This is a genomic window from Romboutsia sp. 1001216sp1 (genome assembly GCF_039841805.1).
GTDB lineage: Bacteria > Bacillota > Clostridia > Peptostreptococcales > Peptostreptococcaceae > Romboutsia_C > Romboutsia_C hominis.
Genome location: NZ_JBDPHA010000002.1, coordinates 94,650 through 113,661, shown reverse-complemented (window position 1 = coordinate 113,661; position 19,012 = coordinate 94,650). Strand labels below are relative to the sequence as shown.

Below are 19,012 nucleotides of genomic sequence, written 5' to 3'. Positions count from 1 at the left end.
TTAGTTAATATTTAATTTTGTTGTAATTTAAAATCCTTATTACCTAAGACTCTTATTCAAACAAGCTTAAATAGTCTTCATATCCTTCTTCTTTCATTTTCTCTTTAGGTATAAAGTTTAAGGATGCTGAATTTATGCAGTATCTAAGACCACCTTTTTCTTTAGGGCCATCATCAAATACATGACCTAAGTGAGAATTGGCCTTGCTACTTCTAACTTCTGTTCTGAACATACCATGAGAAAAATCACTTTTTTCCATTATAGAATTTTTATTTACTGGCTTTGTAAAACTTGGCCATCCACATCCTGAATCAAATTTATCTTTTGATGAAAATAAAACTTCATCACTTACTATATCTACATATATACCTTCTTCTTTATTATCAAAATACTTATTTTTAAATGCAGGTTCAGTCTTATCATTTTGTGTTACTTCAAATTGAATTGGAGTTAGTTTCTTTTTTAGTTCTTCTCTATTAAAATTATTTTTATCCCAATTTTCCTTTATAAACTTATATCTACCTGATCCTACATAATACATATAGTAATGATTTGGATTTTTCTTATAATAATCTTGATGATAGTCTTCCGCTTCGTAAAATTTAGTAGCTTCTCTTATCTCTGTAACTATTTCAGAATCAAATACCTTACTATTTTCTAGTTTTTTCTTTGATCTAGTAGCAATCTCTTTTTGCTCTTTATCATGATAAAATATTACAGTTTTATATTTTTCTCCTCTATCATTAAATTGACCATAACTATCTGTTGGGTCTATTTGTTTCCAATATATATCTAAAAGTTCATCATAACTTATTACTTCATCATCATAAGTAACTTCTATAGCCTCTATGTGGCCTGTTTTATCACTACAAACTTCTTCATATGTAGGATTTTTCGTGTGTCCTCCAGTATATCCTGATACAACTTTAAGTACTCCATCATATTTATCAAAAGGTTTTACCATACACCAAAAACATCCACCTGCAAAAGTTGCCTTTTTTATCAAACTTATCACTCCTTATAAAATGTATACGTTATTTATTCCCTTTTTCTACATTAGATAATCTCCTTTTTATATAGTCTTTTTCTAAAGATATTTTATAATCTTCATATATATTAGCACTATTATTATTTAATATATTTTTTATTTAGATTTATAAATCTTATGTAGTAGTATACAGAAAGTGTCGTTATGACCAATCCTAAAATCAAGTACATATGTATTGTTGATGTAGTCATATCTATATTTTTATTTATCTTAGATTCTTGTGGTAACTTTAAAACTATAGACATTGAGTTATTTATAATATGTAAAAAAATTGGAATTAAGATATTTTCATATTTTATATATAATATACAAAGCACCCCTCCAAACAAACTTGCAAGTATAGATTTATCTATGCTATGACCTATTCCGAATAAAATAGATGATATTAATATACCAATTTTATAATTATATTTTTTAGATATACTGATAAATAATACTTTCCTAAATATTATTTCTTCTAATATTGGTCCTATTATTGCTACACTTACTATCATTATAATAATATTTCCTGTATATATTGGATCACCTGATGATGTTAATAAGCTATTTTCATATGGTTTATAAGTTAACATAGCTATAGATATTAATAGCAATGTAACTCCTAAGCTTAACATAATGGAGTTTATATATCGTCCTATTATTTCTTTTATGTCTAATTTTTCTTTGAAATCTATGTAAGATTTTTTTATATCATCTATTGATATCCCTAAATATAATAATAAAATTATTATAGATATTACCTGAGTACAAATAATAAATACCTTATTTCTATCATCATATATAGATAGATTCATAAGAATACCTATATACTTATAATTAAAGGTTAGTACTATTAAAAATGATATTACTTGTATTAATATAAAATCTATTATTTTTATATCACTCTTTCTCCTCATAAAATGTCTCCTAGTTCATATATGATTTTTACATTTTAATACTTCCCTTTATATTATATCATTAGATATCAATTTTAAATTAATATTATTTATCATTAACTTAAAATAAAATATTACTATTGTTTATATACAAGCTACTTACCTAAATTTAAATGTATAACTTTATTTTAAATAAAAAAGAGCTTATATATTAATCTATATAAACCCTTTTTATTTATTTATTTATCAAGTTCTAAATATGCTTCTAATCCTTCTTTTAAAATTTTAGATGCCTTAGCTAAATCTTCTTTATTTAATATATATGCAAGTCTTATCTCATCTTTTCCAAGACCTTCTGTTGCATAAAATCCTTCAGCAGGACAAGGCATAACTGTTTCTCCATCTATATCAAAATCTTTCAATAACCATTTTACAAAATCATCAGCACTTTTAACTGGTAATTTAGCAACTATATAAAATGCACCAGTTGGTTTTTTACATATAACTCCAGGTACTTTTACAAGTTCATTATATAATACGTCTCTTCTTTCCTTATATTCTTTATTCACATCTTGTAGATAAGATTTATCAGTTTTATAAAGTTCTACAGCTCCTATTTGCTCTAAAGTAGGTACTGATAGCCTAGCTTGACATAATTTTAATATTTGTGCCATAAATTCTTTATTTTTAGATGCTAGTGATCCTATTCTAGCTCCACAAGCACTATATCTTTTAGATACACTGTCAACTATTATAACTCTATCTTCTACTTCTTTAACACTTCCTAAACTAGTATATTCTCCATCATATACAAACTCTCTATAAACTTCGTCTGCTATTATCCATAAATCATGTTCTTTAGCTATATCACTAATCATTTTTATTTCTTCCTTAGAGTAAACTACTCCTGTTGGATTGCCTGGGTTTGAGAATAATATAGCACGAGTTTTTGAGTCTATCTTTTCTACTATTTCTTCCTTTTTAGGTAAGTGGAAACCATTTTCTGCAAGTGTAGTTATTGGCTTGATCTCAACACCTACTGAATTTGCAAAACTATTGTAGTTTGAGTAAAATGGTTCTGGTATTAATATATTGTCTCCTTCATTACATAAAGCTATCATGCAGAAAAATAATGCTTCACTACCACCATTTAATATAAGTATATCTTCCTTTTCAAAATCTATATTATATTCATTATAGTATCTTTTTATAGCTTCTCTAAGTTCGTCTAACCCTTCTGATAAAGCATACTCTAATACATCTTCTTTGTTACTTGAAATAGCTTCAAAGAAACTTTTAGGTGTTATTATATCGGGTTGACCTATATTAAGATGATAAACCTTTTTTCCTTTTTTCTTGGCTTCTGCTGAATAAGTTAATAATTCCATTATAGTAGAAGCTGGTACTGATTTTATTCTTGAAGAAATATTCATAACGTTTGCCTCCTAATGATTCATTGTCAGTTATTTTATTTTTGATATCTAATTAACGTTTCATCTATATTCTAACATAAATATAATTTTTTTTTAATGTTTTTACATATTTACCCAAAAGTAATTATTTTCAATATATTAAGTAAATTTAGTAATATATTGAATTTTATTGTCTATATGTATATATTTATAAATGTAAGTGTAGTATTTAACTTAATAATTTTATATTAGTACTAGGAGGAATATTTATGACAAATTTAGTTAGCCCTAATTGGTTAAAAGAAAATATGGATAATAAAGACTTAGTTATAGTAGATTGTAGGTTTGACTTAATGGACAAAGAATACGGTAAAAAAAGCTACAATGAGAGCCATATAAAAAATGCAGTAAGAGTTGATATAGAAAATCAGCTATCTAGTGAGGTTAAAATCCATGGTGGTAGACATCCTCTTCCTAGTGTAGATGACCTAGTAAATACCTTTAAAAGTATAGGGATAGATAATAATTCTATAGTTGTAGCATATGATGAGGGTGATTTAGCAGGGCCTTCTAGATTATGGTGGATATTAAAGTATCTAGGTCATGATAAAGTTTATGTTTTAAACGGAGGTATAAATGAATTTAAAAGCATTGGTGGAGAAATTACTAATGAAATACCAAAAACTAAAATAGGTAACTTTAAAGCTACTGTAAACAATAATATGAGAGTTGATATGAATTATGTAAAAGAGAGATTATATAATAAGGATATTGCTATCATAGATTCCAGAGAATATAAAAGATACTTAGGTGAATTTGAGCCAGTAGATAAAAAAGCTGGACATATACCTAGTGCCAAGAACTATTTTTGGATGGATGTATTAAATAAGGACAATGAGTTTATAAACTTAAAATGTTTAGATGATTTAAAAAGACACTTTGAAAAGTTAAATGATTATAAGGAAATTATAGTTTATTGTGGTTCTGGTATAACAGCTTGTCCTAATAGTTTAGCTCTTAGTGAAGTTGGTATATGCCATAAAGTATATCCTGGAAGTTTTAGTGACTGGATAAGTTATGATGAAAATGAAGTTAGTACTTTAAGCGAATAAATTAAAAAGCATGTTAGGTAATATCAACTAACATGCTTTTTAATTTAAATTATTATTTCTTATCGTTATCCACAACAACTTTATTTTTTCCTGTATTTTTAGCTTTATACATATTTTCATCTGATTTTTTTAAGGTATTTTCATAATGTATATTTGAAAAAGCCACTCCTATACTTACAGTTGTTTTTATATCCTTGCTCCAACTTATACCTTCTACTGAAGACCTAATCATTTCAGCTAAAAGTAATACTTCTTCTTTTATTTTATAACAGGATATTATTACAAATTCTTCTCCACCATACCTACATAAATAAGTGTGTTCTTGCAATAATTTTTTTATGGTATTAGTTATAACTTTTAAAACTTCATCTCCAAATTGATGCCCATAAGTATCATTTATATATTTAAAATTATCTATATCTATCATTACTATAGAGAATTTTATATTTTTATCCAATAGCTCCTCATATTTACTATCAAAATAAGCTCTATTGTATGTATTTGTCAGTTTATCTTGTAATGTTAAATGTTTCATACTTATTAACCTATTTTTATTATACCTATGTATTACGACAAATATAATACTTCCAAATAGTATTATTATAAATAGAAACTTTATCATATTATTTTCCTTCTCTAACTTGTACTCTTTACTAGCTTGTTCTATTATATAATATGAATAATCTTTGTATTTATTGTCTTCAGATTCTTTTATTACCTCAAGTAACTTATCTGTATATAAATTCGCTTCATTATATTTTTTTTGTTCTTCTAATAATTTTATTAATCTTGTTAAGGCATACCTTATGTCCTGTTCTCTATTTTTTTCATATTCATCTTCTTTAAGTACTTCTTTATATGTATATACAGCACTATCAATATCTCCAATAGCCTCATAATATTTACCCGTAGCAAGTTGATATATAGTTTTTCTATTTCCCACCATTAACTTTTCATTATTTAACAGTTCTTTAGATTTATCTAAATATATCTTTGCTTGTTTTGAATTATTTTCTGATAAATAAATTGAAGATTTTATAGTATATATCAATATATTTAAATCATAATATTCATTTACATCTATATAATTACTATATTTTTCTACCTCTTCTATGTATTTTTTTGCATTACTATACTCATTGTTTTTTAAATATATTTCAGCTATGTTTAAATTTCCATACACTTGTATAAATTTATTTTTATATTCATCATTAATTTTTATATCAAGTCCATCTTTTATACTCTTTATTCCGGTGCTTTCACCTTCTATCTCCGAAAACAATACACCTAGATCTACTAAGCATTTAGCTTCATTAAATTTATCATTCATTTTTTTAGATAATATTAGCGTGTTTAATATATATCTAGATGCTTTTGCATAGTTTTGTTCTAGTAAATACGCACTTTGAAGTTTACTGGATACTATAAATTTAGAATTTATTGATAAATGCTTACTTTGTTCCATTGTAGTTAGTATGTTTATAACTTCTTTTAATCCTCTTTCTGTATTTCTAATATAATCAGTCATTTGAATTATATATTCACATACTATGTTGTAATCTTTAGGCTTTATTTTTGAAAATTCATTTTTTAAGATATCTATTGCTTTATTATATTGTTTATCATATGTATTTTTTTTAATTTTACTTTCTATTTGCATAATCTCATTTTTTATATTTTGTTTATGTGCCCCATATGATAATGATATACATGTAGCAATAGCTATGATTATATATATTATTTTTCTTATTTTTACTCCCCCCAAAATATATCCTTTCTTTTTTGTATAGATATTCCTAAACTTCTTACAGTTTATATTTTATCATATTTTTAAATTTTGTCATATTTTACATTTTTATTTAATTATTCTTTATATATCAAACTATCTTCATAGTTACTTTTATAATAAAAAACTCCCTATTTCTAGAGAGTTTTTGTTATAACCTATTATTTTTTATATCTTTTTGTATCTTCTTTAAAGCTTTTTTAGAGCCTCTTTTTATATCTTTCTCTAATTTTCTTTCCTTGTAACTTACAAATAAAGAATTTAAATCATAATCTCTAGGGTATAAATCAATAGCTTTTAGATTTAAGCTAATTCTTTTTATATTTACATCTATTATCTCTTCATTATACAATACCTTGACGTTGTTAAACTTATCTACACCTTCATATACTATAGCAAATTCATCTTCATCTAGTAATTTTACTCTATCTCCCATTTCATAATTAGGTATACCTTTTAATACTTCTAATGCTTCTTCTGTTTTATTAATTTTATTTCTATCTACTAAGTCAAGGTTGTAATTCTTACTTTCTATATATCTTTTCGCTCTACTTAGTACTTTATTTCTTATACCCATTTTCTTTGATATAAATAAAGCATTACTATCCTCTGATTTACCTATAGTAAGTTTATATAATGGTTCTAATGTATTTTTATCAAACATCATTCCTGCATTTTCAAACTCTGGATGCATTGTTGCAAAATGTTTAATCTCTGCATAATGAGTTGATGCTACAATTATAGATCCCATTTTATATAACTCTTCAAGTATTGATATTGCAAGACCCGCACCTTCATTAGGCTCAGTTCCTGACCCAATTTCATCAAATAATACTAATGTTGACTTATTTGACGCATTTATAATATTTGCTATATTTTGTATGTGAGATGAAAATGTACTTAAAGAATTCTCTATGCTTTGATTATCTCCTATATCAACAAATATCTTCTCAAATACGCTTATTTCAGTATTTTTATCTGCACATATATCAAATCCACATTGAGTCATAAGAGTTAAAATTCCAACTGTTTTTAAAGCTACAGTTTTCCCTCCTGCATTAGGTCCTGTTATAACTAAACTTCTATAATCCTTACCTATTACAAAATTAAGAGGAACCACATCACCTTTAAGTAGTGGATGTTTTCCATTTATTATATTTATATATCCATAGTTATTTAGTTTAGGTGTTATTCCTTTTATAGAATCGCTATATTTAGCTTTTGCAAATACCATATCATATTCTGCAATTATTTCTATATTTATTTTTATATTTTGTATTTTTTCATAAATAAGGTCTGTTAAATAAGAAAGTACCTTGTATTCTTCTATAGATTCTTCTGATTTTAAAGTTATAAGCTCTATACTAAATTTTGAGACACTATTAGGTTCTACAAAAACTGTATTTCCTTTTGATGATGTATCTAATACTACACCATCTACCTCATTTTTATATGATGCTTTAATAGGTATTACATACCTTTCATCTCTTTTACTTATTATAAATTCTTGTATATATTTTTTGTTTCCTGATGCTGTTAAAAACTTGTTTAATCTTTCTCTTATTTTTCCTTCAGCAACTTCAATATTTCTTCTAATTTTTTTTAATTCTTTACTAGCATTAGAATCTACTTTATTTCCTTTTATACAATACTTAATTTCTTCCTCTATACTTTTACACTCTGTTATATTAAGTGCATAAGAACTTAATGCAGGGGAATAAAATTCTTTATCTATCATAAAAGATTTTATCTTTTTACATCCTCTTAAAAAATCTTCAATACGTATAAGTTCTGTAGGCTCTAGTATCATTCCTTTTTCTACTTTTTCTATAATCGGCATTATATTAAAAAGTCCTTCTAAAGGTATATGATTGCTATTTTCTATTATTTTTCTAGCTTCATTATTTTCATTTAACCTTCTTTTAACTACTTTATAGCTACTACTTGGCATTAATTTATCTATAAGTTCTTTTCCAAGTGAGCTTACGCAATATATTTTAACTAACTCTTTAACTTCGTTTAATTGTAATTTTTCATATGTTTGTGTGTTCATTTTTATCTCCTTTATTTATCAGCTTTTATTCTTAAAAGGCTTCTTGATAAATAAGGACTTTTATTATTGCTCCTTATTTATCAAGAAGCTCACACACACTCTCAAAATATTTATTTTTTTTCAAAAAAATCCTCTCCTTCCTTAATACATTTTATTATCTCATATAAATAAGGTACTTTCAATATATCATAATCATTTATAATGTTTTTATATTAAAACATTATTTAATTAAATCAAATACTATTTTATTAATAAAAAAGTACTGGAAATTTTTAATTCCCAGTACTTTTGTTTAAAATATTTATGCAACCTCATAAAATTCTTCTACAGAGCTATCTTCTTTTTTATTTATAATTATATATTCTATACTTAAAACTATATTAAAAATCATCATAACTATAAATCCATATAAAAATGGGTTTAAATTATTGCCTATACCAATAGGTGATGATTTCATATATGCATAGTTAGCATTTATCGTTCTATCAACAAAAAATATTACTATATGATATAAATTTGTTGTAATAAGTATTTTCTTAAAATCATCTTTACTCATACCTATTTTCTTTACAAATAGTAAATAAACAGACCCCCAAAGTAATAGTATATGACCTATAAAATATGAGAATTGAGTTATATGAGGGAATGAAAAAGGATCTAGCCCTAAAAATATTAATGCTGATATTGAACCAAACATTCCCCAATAAGATCCCATTTTGCAAATGAAATCTTTCTTAAAAATCAATCCTATTGCCAACATAAGTATTGCTATCCTACAATGAAATAATGGTAGACCTTCTCTGATAAAATTATAGTTTCCAACAAAGTACCAAAGATATAATGTTAATTGTTGAACTAATAATATACTACCAGTAAAAACTTCAAATAATCTACTTTCCTTTTTTGATTTTATAATAAGTAAACTACCAAAAAAAGCTATCAATAATAATATTATGTGTATAATTCCAAAGTTAACAAAATTATTTTGTTCTGTAGATGTCCTAAAAAAATAATAAAATTTACCCATGTATGTCTCCTTAATTTGATTGTATACCTTCAATATTATAAATTGCTATAAGCTTTTTTGCAAATATTAAATTAGTCCAATTATTTTTAGGAGACTTTTAATTATATTTTGATTAATATAATTTAATATATATGTTTTTCATTTCTTCTTCACTTATCTTTACATAATTGTTTTGTAATAGTCTTTGTTGTGTATTTATAACACTTTGAGCAAATATACTTATTTCTTCTTCCTTCATTCCAAATTCTCTAAGTGGTTTTTTAGTTAATAAATTATTCAATAATTTTTCTATTTCAAAATAAACATTTTTTTCATCATCTAATCCTAAGGTTTGAGCTAATACCTTATTTACTTCTTTTATCTTTCCATTTGGATTTTTTTCATTATAAAGCTTAAATACTTCTGTAAACATATGGTAGTTAGCCTCTCCATGAGGAACATGATAAACTCCACCTAATGGGTAACTCATAGCATGAACTGCTCCCACTCCAGTATTACCAAATGCTATTCCTGCATAGTTACTAGCCAATAAAAATTCTTTTAATAAATTTTTTCTATACTCTTTTCCATTTTCAACAATTTCTTTGTATCCTTTAATGATTATCTCAATTGCTTTTATAGCAAATAACTCTGTAAATGAATTTGATTTTGGTGAAACAAAAGATTCTATAGCATGTATTAATGCATCTACTGAACTCGACATAAATACATTAAAAGGCAAGTTCTTCATTAATTCTGGTATTAAAACTGCATAATCTGGAATTAATTCATCACATGCTAAACCTAGCTTAGTGTTTTTAGATTTTATTTCTGCTATAGATATATTTGTAACTTCACTTCCAGTTCCACAAGTTGTTGGTATTATTATAAGTTCTTTTTCTTTTACAAGTTCTACTTTTCTTTCAAATAAGTCTACACAATCATCAACATCTTTAAATATTAGCAATTTAGCTATATCTATAACAGTTCCACCACCTATAGCTATAACTCTTTTATAATCTAAATCTTTTATATCTTTTATTATGCCATTTATCATTTCATCATTTGGTTCTCCATTGCCATATTCATTTTGCAAAACCAAATTACAATCTAAGTTTAAATCCTTTATAAATCCATTATATATAGAACTACGAGTTAATATTAAATCCTTCTTTTCTAATTTAAATTCATCCACAAACTCTTTGAAGTTTTCGAAAGAATGAATTTCTGTTAATAGTTTTAATTGTTTCATATAATTTTCTCCTTATGTATTATTAATCTAATCATTTTTAATTTCCATCATATATTACTCCCACTTAAAACTTTTCCCTAATTTTATCTTTAATTATATATATAATTAAGGATAAAATCCATAATATAACTTAAATATTTATATAAAAGAGGTCCTTTCAATCATTTTTAAATTTAAAAATTTACATTAATAACAATTCTAATTATTTAGAATATTACATTTACAAATATTTACAATTTTCTGTGTTATAATATAAAAAAGGACTTTTATATTATAACTATGGATCCATATATATAAAGCCCAAACAATATAAGTATAATTTTTTTATTAAGTATAAATAATTATTTATAATAATTTAATAAAAGAATAATACTATAAGAGGATGGTGTACTTTATGAAAAAACTTGAAGCTCTTCTTATTATAGAAGGTATATTACTTGGAATAATTGGTGTATTATTCTTTACTAATCCAATACAATCATACTTTAATTTCACAACTATTGCTGGAATAATGTTAATTGTATCAGGTATATTTACATTAATTAGAGCATTTAAGTCAACAGACAAATCTCACTATATTTTTAGTGGTATTATAAACGTATTATTTGGTCTTATATTATGGTTATTCCCTATATCTACTACAAGTTCATTAATATTTGTATATGGTATATGGGCACTTGTAAGAGGACTTTACCTATTTATAATATCATTTAAAAGAAAAACTTTTGGGTTTAATGCAAATACTTTATACAATATATGTCTTGTAATATTAGGTTTATTAATATTTATAAATCCTATACAGATATTACTTTATACTCCATTTATAATAGGAATTTATTTTATAATATCTGCTATATTTGAGATATACTTAGGTTTTAAATTATAGTAATTACTAAAAGCTAGTCAATTGACTAGCTTTTTTTGTATAAAAATATTATTATGTATGAGTTTTAATTAAAATGATAAACTAAATATATATAAAGGAGGGATGCTTGTGGATAAACTACTATGCTCTTTTAAATCTGTTATAAATTGTGATAATTTTTCTACTTGTAGTAACTGCATGTTTAATAAACATTTTGTGCATCATTCTAACATGTCAGTTTTTAATATAGATGCTCTATCATTTGATAAAAGTCTAGTTAATGATACTAATTCTTTAACTAACTTTTTGAGTAAATTTATATCTGCATTGGATGAAAATTATAATGGTATGGAAATTTCTGAAATTCACTTTAAAAAAGATAATAGAGAAAAAAATCATTATGAACTAAAAGTAGTAAGTTATCCTTTAAATCCTAAAAGCTACATAAATAAATCTTAAAATAGTGTAAAATTTATATACACTTTAAGACACTAAGTTATTTAATTATTTTTGCCTTCTTGATGAACCATTTTTATAAGTAAAAATCCTATTCAAAGTGTATTATATTTTAAAACTTTAAATTAAATTATTTTAGATATTCAAATTACAAATATATAAAAAAGGACAGTTTAATTTTTAAAATTATTCTGTCCTTTATATATATTTATAAATAAGATTATGTATAAAATATTTAATTAAATAAACTATACACATATTAATTTACATTAATAATTCTTTCATTATGTCATTAGTTCAATAAATTATTTTGTGTTGAATTGTACTTTTTTATAAGTTCAACACCTAATATTGCCGATATTATTATAAAAATAGCAAGATTTATTGGGAAAAATAACACAAGTAAAAATATTGCTACAATATAATTTTCCATTATCGCACTTAAAAAAGTAGTAGCAACTACGCATGCTGAGAATACTGGGTCTACTCCAAATATAATCGAGATAGCAAACCCCATAGTAATTCCAGAAAACATTATAGGGAAAAGATGCCCTCCAATCCATCCTGTTGAAATACATAACTCTGTTGCTAAAAGCTTGAAAAAGCATATTATAAGAAGCCATGCTAATCCTAGACTTTTCCAATTTAATATTATATCTTTTAACTCATGTTCTCCAGAGAAAAATATATAAGGTATTTTTATACCTAATATTGCTAATAATCCCCCTCCTAAAACTGCTTTTATTACTTTATAATCATCTAAAGGTTTTAGTATCTTATTTAATACACTTCCCATTTTTTTATAATACAATGTTAAAAGCAATCCTACTATTAAAAGAGGTATAAAAAATAATAGTTCCCTTTTGCCTATATTAGCCTTTGAAAATCTTGTTATAAATGATGCTCGATTATCAAGTTTTGATAATAAATCAAATACATAAAAACCTGAGGATATAGTTAATACATATACTATTGTCTTAGCTTTTTTTATTTTATCTTTATTACTTATTAAACTATAAAAACCATATAATGGAGCAGCAAATATGATACCTATAGTTGATTCTATACTTGATTCAATTAAAATTTCATTTAGATCATTTTCAATTTCTTTTCTTTTAAATCCATATTTAAGTAAATCACCGGATAAAGTAACTAATCCTCCTACAATTCCACTTAATGCTGCCTCTGGCCCAAGACTCGCTCCAAACCAAAGAATAATCAATGCTGATATTATTGACTTATGCAACGATTTATACTCAACTCTTTTGGTTTCTTTAAACTCCTTTAAAACAATTGACATTGTTTTTGGATATTTCCCAAAATATTTTTGACATAATCCTACCATAATGCCACCTAAAATACATACAAATAAAACTAAGTAGTTATTATTAATCTTAAATATAAAGTCATACCATATCAAGTTTATTCCACTAAATATTAAAGTTAAAAATAACCATGTGATAGCTCCAACACACGCTCCTATTAAGATGCTATAACTTCCAGCAACACACAAACTTAAAAATCTTTTCATTTGTTTTTCTTCCTTTGTTGTAAATTTTAAGATATATAATAAGAATACACTTTGTTTTATATCTTACTTCTTATTTTTATATTTTATATAATCTAACTATTTTTGTCTAACCCCTAAATCTTCTTATATGTTAACCGGTATGTTATTTTTTATTTATATTCCAATATTTATGCTAATTGTAAGTATATAATATATATTTATAAAAAACCCTACGTCAATTTTTCAGACGTAGGGTCTTTTTACTTAATATATTCATGTAAAGCTTTTATATTATCCTCCATATTAGCTTCTATACACCACATTCCTTTATAAGTAGTACTCTTAAAGCTACCCTCATAAGGAATCATATTCTGACTTACTTTGAAGTTTATATTTTCATTAATAATACTTTTAAGCTTTTTAATATCATTTATAGGTATATTAGTACTAACTTTTCCTATAATTGCCATAGCCATTTCAAATTGCTCATCCTTTTCTTTTTCTTCATACTTTTTTAAAAGTCCTTTTAACACATTTCTTTGTCTTTCAGTTCTTTCATAATCTCCATTACCTTTTTTTCTTATTCGAGAATAGGCTACAGCTTGGCGACCATTTAAAGTCTTAATTCCACTTCCTTTTATGTAATCAGCTTTTTTATCTAGTTCTTCTATTTTATTTAATTCTACTAGATTTTTATTTATCTCTTCAACTTCATAATCTTTTAAATCTATATCAACTCCACCTATAATATCTATAACCTTAGCTAGGCTATAAAAATCCACGGCCAAGTACTTATCTATATCTAAATCAAAGTTTTTATTTATAGTATCAAGTGCAAGTTTTGCACCTCCATATGCATAAGCATGATTTAATTTATCTTTTTTGTGACCTTTTATATCTACTAAGGTATCTCTTAAAAGCGATACTAAATTAACTTCTTTGTTTTTTAAATCAATACTTGCTATTATAATAGAATCAGAACGAGCTGGTTCATTATCTTTTCTTCTATCTAATCCAAATAATGCTATATTTATATTCTTATTACTTTTAATATCTTCTTCTATATTTTGTGGCTTTATAGTTATTTTTTTATTATTTTGTGATTTATTTATTAGCCCTACTAATAATAATATTGGTATTATGATTATTATTAATGCTACCAATATACTTCTTTTCTTAAAGATCTTCAATTTTTCACATCCTTTTAATTTTCCTTTGATTTTTCACTTTTTTGATTTACTTTATAGTTATAATACTTCTTATTTTTTAATAATTAACTATACCTATAGCTCTTACCTGTGAACCATCTGCATTATCATATTTTAAAGGTGCAGCTATAAATAGAAATTTTTCTGGTAAACTTTCTAAATTAGTTAAATTTTCTACTATTACTTTACTTTTTTCAAATAGTATAGTGTGAATTTCAAAATCATTTGATTCATAAGTATCTACTGATAGCATGTCTATCCCTATACCTTTTATAGATGTATTTGCTAAATAAATTGCACACTCTTTAGTTAGTGTAGGATAGTTTTTATAATATAAATCTTTATTAAAATATTTACTCCATCCTGATTTAAATATTATAAAATCACTTTCTAATATATCCTTTTCAAAATTTTTAATATAATCTAGTTCTATTTTTTTCATATTATTTACATCTATAAGCAAAGCATTTCCTAGGAAATTATTTATTTCCATCTCATCTAAACTTTTTCCCTTGCTATTCATATGCTTAGGTGCATCTATATGAGTTCCATTATGAGAATACATACTTATTAAAGTTTCTTCATATCCATCCTTCTCTATATTTGCTACTTTTTTTATATTTGGACATGTTCCTTTCGAATATACTAACATATCATCATGTAATTTTTGAGTTAAATCATATACCTTCATATCTATTCACTCCTAATTTTATATTTTCCTCAATATAATTAATATGATTATAGCACATACATTTACCATAAAGTACATGTTTTATTTTTGTATATTTTTTTACATAATAATTTAATTTTTAGCACAAAATTTTCTTTTATTTCATATATAAGATTAAAGGGGTTTACTCTTACTAAATTTAAAAGGTTGGTGTTTTGATTATGATTTGTAAAAAATTTAATAGATGTAATAACTGTAATAATAGATGTAATTGTAATTGCACGAATAATAATTGCAATCATCATTGGACAAATCCAAACCATATTTGCGGATGTAATAATGGAGGAGGTTCTAGACCAAAGGTTTGCCAAGATGAAATAAGAAGAACTAACAACTTGATAGATCAAATAGATAATAAAAATGAAGAAGCTATAGATAACTTAGAAAATGCCTTAGATAATTTTGATAATGTTAATTTATTAGCATTAAGAGATGATGTAGCTAACGCAAAATGTCAGCTTGATAAATTGACTAACTGCTTAATGGATATAATAGATAATTTAGGTGATGTTGTAGACGAATTTAATGATGAAGCTATACCTAATCAAGTTAAAGGTATAAAAAATGTTTTAAAAGCTTTAGATGATCAAGATGATATAGCAGACTTAATAGAAGATTTAGAAGATGCTTTTGATGATACAGTAGACTGTTTTAGAGAAAATTGTAGAAGAAATTCAGATGACGATAATCATCATCATGATCATGATTGTCACTGTAAATGTGAGTGTAAAAAATGCAGAGATTAATATAAAAAATCTAGCCCTAAATTAGGCTAGATTTTTTATTTGTACTTTAAGTATTTTTTATAATCTTTAAATTTCAATTTAAACTTTGGTATACCTACATAATATGGTGATATTTCATAAAGTGGGAAATATATAACTATTCCATCTTCATCTATATAAAAACTTTGATCTTCACTTATACCTTTAAATCCATAATCATCTTTAAAATATTTTTCAGGTTCTTTCATAATTTCTTCTCTTATAAAATCATTTATAAGCTTTTTATAATCTATACCTTCTCCAAATAAATCTTTAAGCTTTAAAATTTTACCTGTTAATAAATCATAATTGTAGCTTTCTAAGTAAGTCATTCCATGTGCTCCACCACTAAATTTATATTTAGTCATAGGTATACTTATTATTCTATTTCTATCATAAGTTGCTTCGTAGTTAATATATACTTCATATTTATACTTTACACATTCCTTACATTCTTTACTTATCTTAGTATCATACAGTTTCTTATACTCTTTCGCCTCTAGTTTTGTATTATTTTTAAAATCTAATACATCTTTATATATCTTATTGTTTATTTCGTTTATTATATATAAGTCAAATTTTTCTTGACAAATACATTCTTCTTTAAGTTTTATAATAGGATAATTTATATCATATATAAAAAATTCACTATCCCTACTTATATTAATTTTAGATATATACAAGCAATTTTCCATTTAATCACCTCTTTAAATTAACATCTATATACTTATATATATGACTTTATGTATTTGTATAATATTAATTTAATTTAAATTGGTGTTAAAATTCTATATTAAATCATGAGCATATTCTTTTATCGGTGCTTTTATTAGTAATAATATAGCACCAATTATAAATATTGTTGCTATTAATACTTTTATGAATATATTTTGACAAGTAGATATTATATGACCTAAATTTGACCAATAAGTCCATATATACTTTTCTACAAAATCATATTTATCTTTAGAAAACTCTACTAACAAATATATAACATAGAGTAAAGGTATTCCTGAAAATAAAAATACAGTGGTTATTTTTTTTAGCCTATAAACTAATGCTCCTATAAAAAGACCTAGAGCGCTAAATATAAAATTGTTTATAAATGTATTTATAATCATATCTAATATAGATAATAATGTGTCATCTTGAATTACAAATGATAGTTTTGTAAACAACTTAGATCCTGTTATATTTTCATGTATTTTATTTAATACCTCGCTTACCTCCCAAAATATAGACCTATTATATATTGATACCTCATATCCACTAATTCCTTCTAATATAATCTTTTGTAGAAACTCTACACCAACACCAATTATAGTAGATACAAAGCACAAGCAAAGGATATATAAAATCATACTTTTTAAATAACTTTTTCTATCACCTTTTATACTTATAGCAATACTAAAGTCCTTTTGTGAAATACAAACTGAATATACAAACATCATAAGTCCTAATATATAATAAATTTCACTTTTAAATATTAGAAAATTCTCTTCTATTGTATAATTTTTAGTATATATGACACCTATTAAATTCATTCCATCTATGCTAATAATTAATAGTAAAAGAATAAGTATATATATATATGTATTTTTATTTAACATCTTTAAGTATGGTTTTAATTCTTTCATTATTTTATCTCCTCTTTAGAAATACTTATAAACATATCCTGAAGGCTCATTGCCTCTATATCTAAACTTAACTCTTTAATTTTGTTTAATTCCTCTTTACTTAACTTTTCATAATATGCATAAGTTTCATTATTTCTAAAGGTTTTAATAGGCTTTTTATTTTTAACTATGTCTAACTTATTTAGATCTTCTTTGTTTCCACTAATATATACTGAGTTCTCCTTTAAATTTTCTATACTATCATTAAAAACTACTTTTTTATTATTTATTATTACTACCTCTTCCAATAGATTTTCAACTTCATCTATTAAATGTGTTGCTATTATTATAGTTTTAGGGTAATTTATATAATTATCTAGTAATAAATCATAAAACTCTACTCTATTTAATGCATCAAGGCCTATAGTTGGTTCATCAAATATTACTATATCGGCATTAGAACATATTCCGATTATATTAAATACTAATGTTTTTAATCCTCTTGACAGATTTTTGTACCTCTTTTTTGTATCTATATTAAATTTTTTACAAAGCTTATGTTGAAGTTTTTTATCGTAGTTTTTGTAAAAATAAAAATATATATCAAATATGTCTTTTATCTTGGCATCTTCATTTAAATATTCTTTTTCTCTAACTATACATATATTTTCTAATATACTTGGATTTTTTCTTGCCTCTACCCCCTTTATATATATTTTACCCTCTTTTGATAATAGTTGATTAGTTATTATATTTAAAAGTGTAGTTTTCCCTGCCCCATTTTTACCTAAAAGACCATATATTTTATTTTCATGAAAATCTATATTTATATCGTCTAATATTTTTTGATTTTTGAAACTATAACTTAAATTCTCTACTTTAACCCCTATATTCATTTACTCCACCTCTTTGTAACATTTAATCATATCTATTAATTCTTGTTTTTCTATTTGAAGTTTTTTAGCTTCTATCAATAATTCCCTTATAAAGATATTCTTAAAGTTTTCTTTTCTAAAATTTCTTATAATTTCTTTAGCACCCTCATTTACAAACATACCAATTCCTCGTTTTTTATAAACTACATCTTTATCTACCAACGTATTTATCCCCTTTAATACTGTTGCTGGGTTGATTTTATAAAGCTTTGATATTTCAGTAGTTGATGGTATTTGTTCATGTTCTTTTATTTCATCTATTAGTATTTCATCTTCTATAGCTTTTGCTATTTGAATAAATATTGGTTCTTCTTCATTTAGTGTAAGCTTCATGCAACCTCCTTACCTAAATGGTTAGTTAATATAGTAACTAACCTATTTTTT

18 protein-coding genes are annotated in these 19,012 nt (G+C 24.4%); 4 read left to right on the top strand and 14 right to left on the bottom strand.

Features of this window, described 5'->3' with window-relative positions; translation table 11 throughout:
* Positions 1-52: 52 nt before the first annotated feature.
* The 3 genes from msrA to ABHC41_RS03690 all read right to left on the bottom strand — a co-directional run bounded on the left by msrA (position 53) and on the right by ABHC41_RS03690 (position 3,356).
* Complete coding sequence (gene msrA, locus ABHC41_RS03700; RefSeq protein WP_271893460.1) at positions 53-1,006, bottom strand: peptide-methionine (S)-S-oxide reductase MsrA; 954 nt, start codon at positions 1,004-1,006, stop codon at positions 53-55.
* 122 nt (positions 1,007-1,128) lie between these two features.
* The gene (locus tag ABHC41_RS03695; RefSeq protein WP_092925344.1) at positions 1,129-1,944 is read right to left on the bottom strand and encodes a CPBP family intramembrane glutamic endopeptidase; all 816 of its coding nucleotides are present in this window, start codon (positions 1,942-1,944) and stop codon (positions 1,129-1,131) included.
* A gap of 218 nt (positions 1,945-2,162) precedes the next feature.
* Positions 2,163-3,356 (bottom strand): pyridoxal phosphate-dependent aminotransferase, encoded by a 1,194-nt coding sequence (locus tag ABHC41_RS03690; RefSeq protein ID WP_092925342.1) that lies wholly within the window; start codon positions 3,354-3,356, stop codon positions 2,163-2,165.
* A 248-nt stretch (positions 3,357-3,604) separates the two neighbouring features.
* Here ABHC41_RS03690 and ABHC41_RS03685 point away from each other — a divergent pair, with 248 nt between their 5' ends.
* Entirely contained in the window at positions 3,605-4,447 is an 843-nt protein-coding gene (locus ABHC41_RS03685; RefSeq protein WP_166505585.1) for a sulfurtransferase, read from the top strand.
* A gap of 52 nt (positions 4,448-4,499) precedes the next feature.
* Here ABHC41_RS03685 and ABHC41_RS03680 read toward each other — a convergent pair whose 3' ends face one another.
* The 4 genes from ABHC41_RS03680 to ABHC41_RS03665 all read right to left on the bottom strand — a co-directional run bounded on the left by ABHC41_RS03680 (position 4,500) and on the right by ABHC41_RS03665 (position 10,544).
* Positions 4,500-6,212: a GGDEF domain-containing protein gene (locus tag ABHC41_RS03680; protein ID WP_166505586.1), complete on the bottom strand. Its 1,713-nt coding sequence runs from the start codon at positions 6,210-6,212 to the stop codon at positions 4,500-4,502.
* Between the two features lie 172 nt (positions 6,213-6,384).
* A complete protein-coding gene (locus tag ABHC41_RS03675) occupies positions 6,385-8,286 on the bottom strand; it encodes an endonuclease MutS2 (protein ID WP_166505587.1) in 1,902 nt (633 codons plus the stop codon).
* A gap of 301 nt (positions 8,287-8,587) precedes the next feature.
* Positions 8,588-9,313: a TIGR02206 family membrane protein gene (locus tag ABHC41_RS03670; RefSeq protein ID WP_092925334.1), complete on the bottom strand. Its 726-nt coding sequence runs from the start codon at positions 9,311-9,313 to the stop codon at positions 8,588-8,590.
* Positions 9,314-9,425: 112 nt separating this feature from the next.
* Positions 9,426-10,544, bottom strand: a complete 1,119-nt coding sequence (locus ABHC41_RS03665; RefSeq protein WP_166505588.1) for a 4-hydroxybutyrate dehydrogenase — start codon at positions 10,542-10,544, stop codon at positions 9,426-9,428.
* Between the two features lie 394 nt (positions 10,545-10,938).
* On the opposite strand from ABHC41_RS03665, the gene ABHC41_RS03660 reads away from it, so the two are divergent.
* Positions 10,939-11,430 (top strand): DUF308 domain-containing protein, encoded by a 492-nt coding sequence (locus ABHC41_RS03660; RefSeq protein ID WP_092925328.1) that lies wholly within the window; start codon positions 10,939-10,941, stop codon positions 11,428-11,430.
* Positions 11,431-11,538: 108 nt separating this feature from the next.
* Complete coding sequence (locus ABHC41_RS03655) at positions 11,539-11,868, top strand: hypothetical protein (RefSeq protein ID WP_166505590.1); 330 nt, start codon at positions 11,539-11,541, stop codon at positions 11,866-11,868.
* Positions 11,869-12,157: 289 nt separating this feature from the next.
* Here ABHC41_RS03655 and ABHC41_RS03650 read toward each other — a convergent pair whose 3' ends face one another.
* The 3 genes from ABHC41_RS03650 to ABHC41_RS03640 all read right to left on the bottom strand — a co-directional run bounded on the left by ABHC41_RS03650 (position 12,158) and on the right by ABHC41_RS03640 (position 15,274).
* A complete protein-coding gene (locus ABHC41_RS03650; protein WP_271893453.1) occupies positions 12,158-13,396 on the bottom strand; it encodes a chloride channel protein in 1,239 nt (412 codons plus the stop codon).
* Between the two features lie 239 nt (positions 13,397-13,635).
* Positions 13,636-14,565, bottom strand: a complete 930-nt coding sequence (locus ABHC41_RS03645; RefSeq protein WP_166505593.1) for an LCP family protein — start codon at positions 14,563-14,565, stop codon at positions 13,636-13,638.
* Between the two features lie 76 nt (positions 14,566-14,641).
* A complete protein-coding gene (locus tag ABHC41_RS03640) occupies positions 14,642-15,274 on the bottom strand; it encodes a cyclase family protein (RefSeq protein ID WP_271893451.1) in 633 nt (210 codons plus the stop codon).
* Between the two features lie 200 nt (positions 15,275-15,474).
* On the opposite strand from ABHC41_RS03640, the gene grpE reads away from it, so the two are divergent.
* Entirely contained in the window at positions 15,475-16,059 is a 585-nt protein-coding gene (grpE, locus tag ABHC41_RS03635) for a nucleotide exchange factor GrpE (RefSeq protein ID WP_195238199.1), read from the top strand.
* Between the two features lie 35 nt (positions 16,060-16,094).
* On the opposite strand, the gene ABHC41_RS03630 is transcribed toward grpE, so the two are convergent.
* The 4 genes from ABHC41_RS03630 to ABHC41_RS03615 form a co-directional block, all read right to left on the bottom strand.
* The gene (locus ABHC41_RS03630) at positions 16,095-16,772 is read right to left on the bottom strand and encodes a DUF3298 and DUF4163 domain-containing protein (protein ID WP_195238200.1); all 678 of its coding nucleotides are present in this window, start codon (positions 16,770-16,772) and stop codon (positions 16,095-16,097) included.
* Between the two features lie 93 nt (positions 16,773-16,865).
* Positions 16,866-17,714: a hypothetical protein gene (locus tag ABHC41_RS03625; protein WP_195238201.1), complete on the bottom strand. Its 849-nt coding sequence runs from the start codon at positions 17,712-17,714 to the stop codon at positions 16,866-16,868.
* A complete protein-coding gene (locus tag ABHC41_RS03620; protein ID WP_092925312.1) occupies positions 17,714-18,589 on the bottom strand; it encodes an ABC transporter ATP-binding protein in 876 nt (291 codons plus the stop codon). The genes ABHC41_RS03625 and ABHC41_RS03620 overlap by 1 nt, the downstream gene beginning before the upstream one ends.
* On the bottom strand, positions 18,590-18,961 hold the full coding sequence (locus ABHC41_RS03615) for a GntR family transcriptional regulator (RefSeq protein WP_092925310.1): 372 nt from the start codon (positions 18,959-18,961) through the stop codon (positions 18,590-18,592).
* Positions 18,962-19,012: the final 51 nt, after the last annotated feature.

Excerpts from the sequence above, each read along its gene's own strand:
- ABHC41_RS03620 (WP_092925312.1), bottom strand. The coding sequence starts at position 18,589 with ATGAATATAGGGGTTAAAGTAGAGAATTTAAGTTATAGTTTCAAAAAT.
- ABHC41_RS03665 (WP_166505588.1), bottom strand. The coding sequence starts at position 10,544 with ATGAAACAATTAAAACTATTAACAGAAATTCATTCTTTCGAAAACTTC.
- ABHC41_RS03640 (WP_271893451.1), bottom strand. The coding sequence starts at position 15,274 with ATGAAGGTATATGATTTAACTCAAAAATTACATGATGATATGTTAGTA.
- ABHC41_RS03650 (WP_271893453.1), bottom strand. The coding sequence starts at position 13,396 with ATGAAAAGATTTTTAAGTTTGTGTGTTGCTGGAAGTTATAGCATCTTA.
- grpE (WP_195238199.1), top strand. The coding sequence starts at position 15,475 with ATGATTTGTAAAAAATTTAATAGATGTAATAACTGTAATAATAGATGT.
- ABHC41_RS03625 (WP_195238201.1), bottom strand. The coding sequence starts at position 17,714 with ATGAAAGAATTAAAACCATACTTAAAGATGTTAAATAAAAATACATAT.
- ABHC41_RS03685 (WP_166505585.1), top strand. The coding sequence starts at position 3,605 with ATGACAAATTTAGTTAGCCCTAATTGGTTAAAAGAAAATATGGATAAT.
- ABHC41_RS03675 (WP_166505587.1), bottom strand. The coding sequence starts at position 8,286 with ATGAACACACAAACATATGAAAAATTACAATTAAACGAAGTTAAAGAG.
- ABHC41_RS03670 (WP_092925334.1), bottom strand. The coding sequence starts at position 9,313 with ATGGGTAAATTTTATTATTTTTTTAGGACATCTACAGAACAAAATAAT.
- ABHC41_RS03615 (WP_092925310.1), bottom strand. The coding sequence starts at position 18,961 with ATGAAGCTTACACTAAATGAAGAAGAACCAATATTTATTCAAATAGCA.
- ABHC41_RS03695 (WP_092925344.1), bottom strand. The coding sequence starts at position 1,944 with ATGAGGAGAAAGAGTGATATAAAAATAATAGATTTTATATTAATACAA.
- ABHC41_RS03660 (WP_092925328.1), top strand. The coding sequence starts at position 10,939 with ATGAAAAAACTTGAAGCTCTTCTTATTATAGAAGGTATATTACTTGGA.
- ABHC41_RS03630 (WP_195238200.1), bottom strand. The coding sequence starts at position 16,772 with ATGGAAAATTGCTTGTATATATCTAAAATTAATATAAGTAGGGATAGT.
- ABHC41_RS03690 (WP_092925342.1), bottom strand. The coding sequence starts at position 3,356 with ATGAATATTTCTTCAAGAATAAAATCAGTACCAGCTTCTACTATAATG.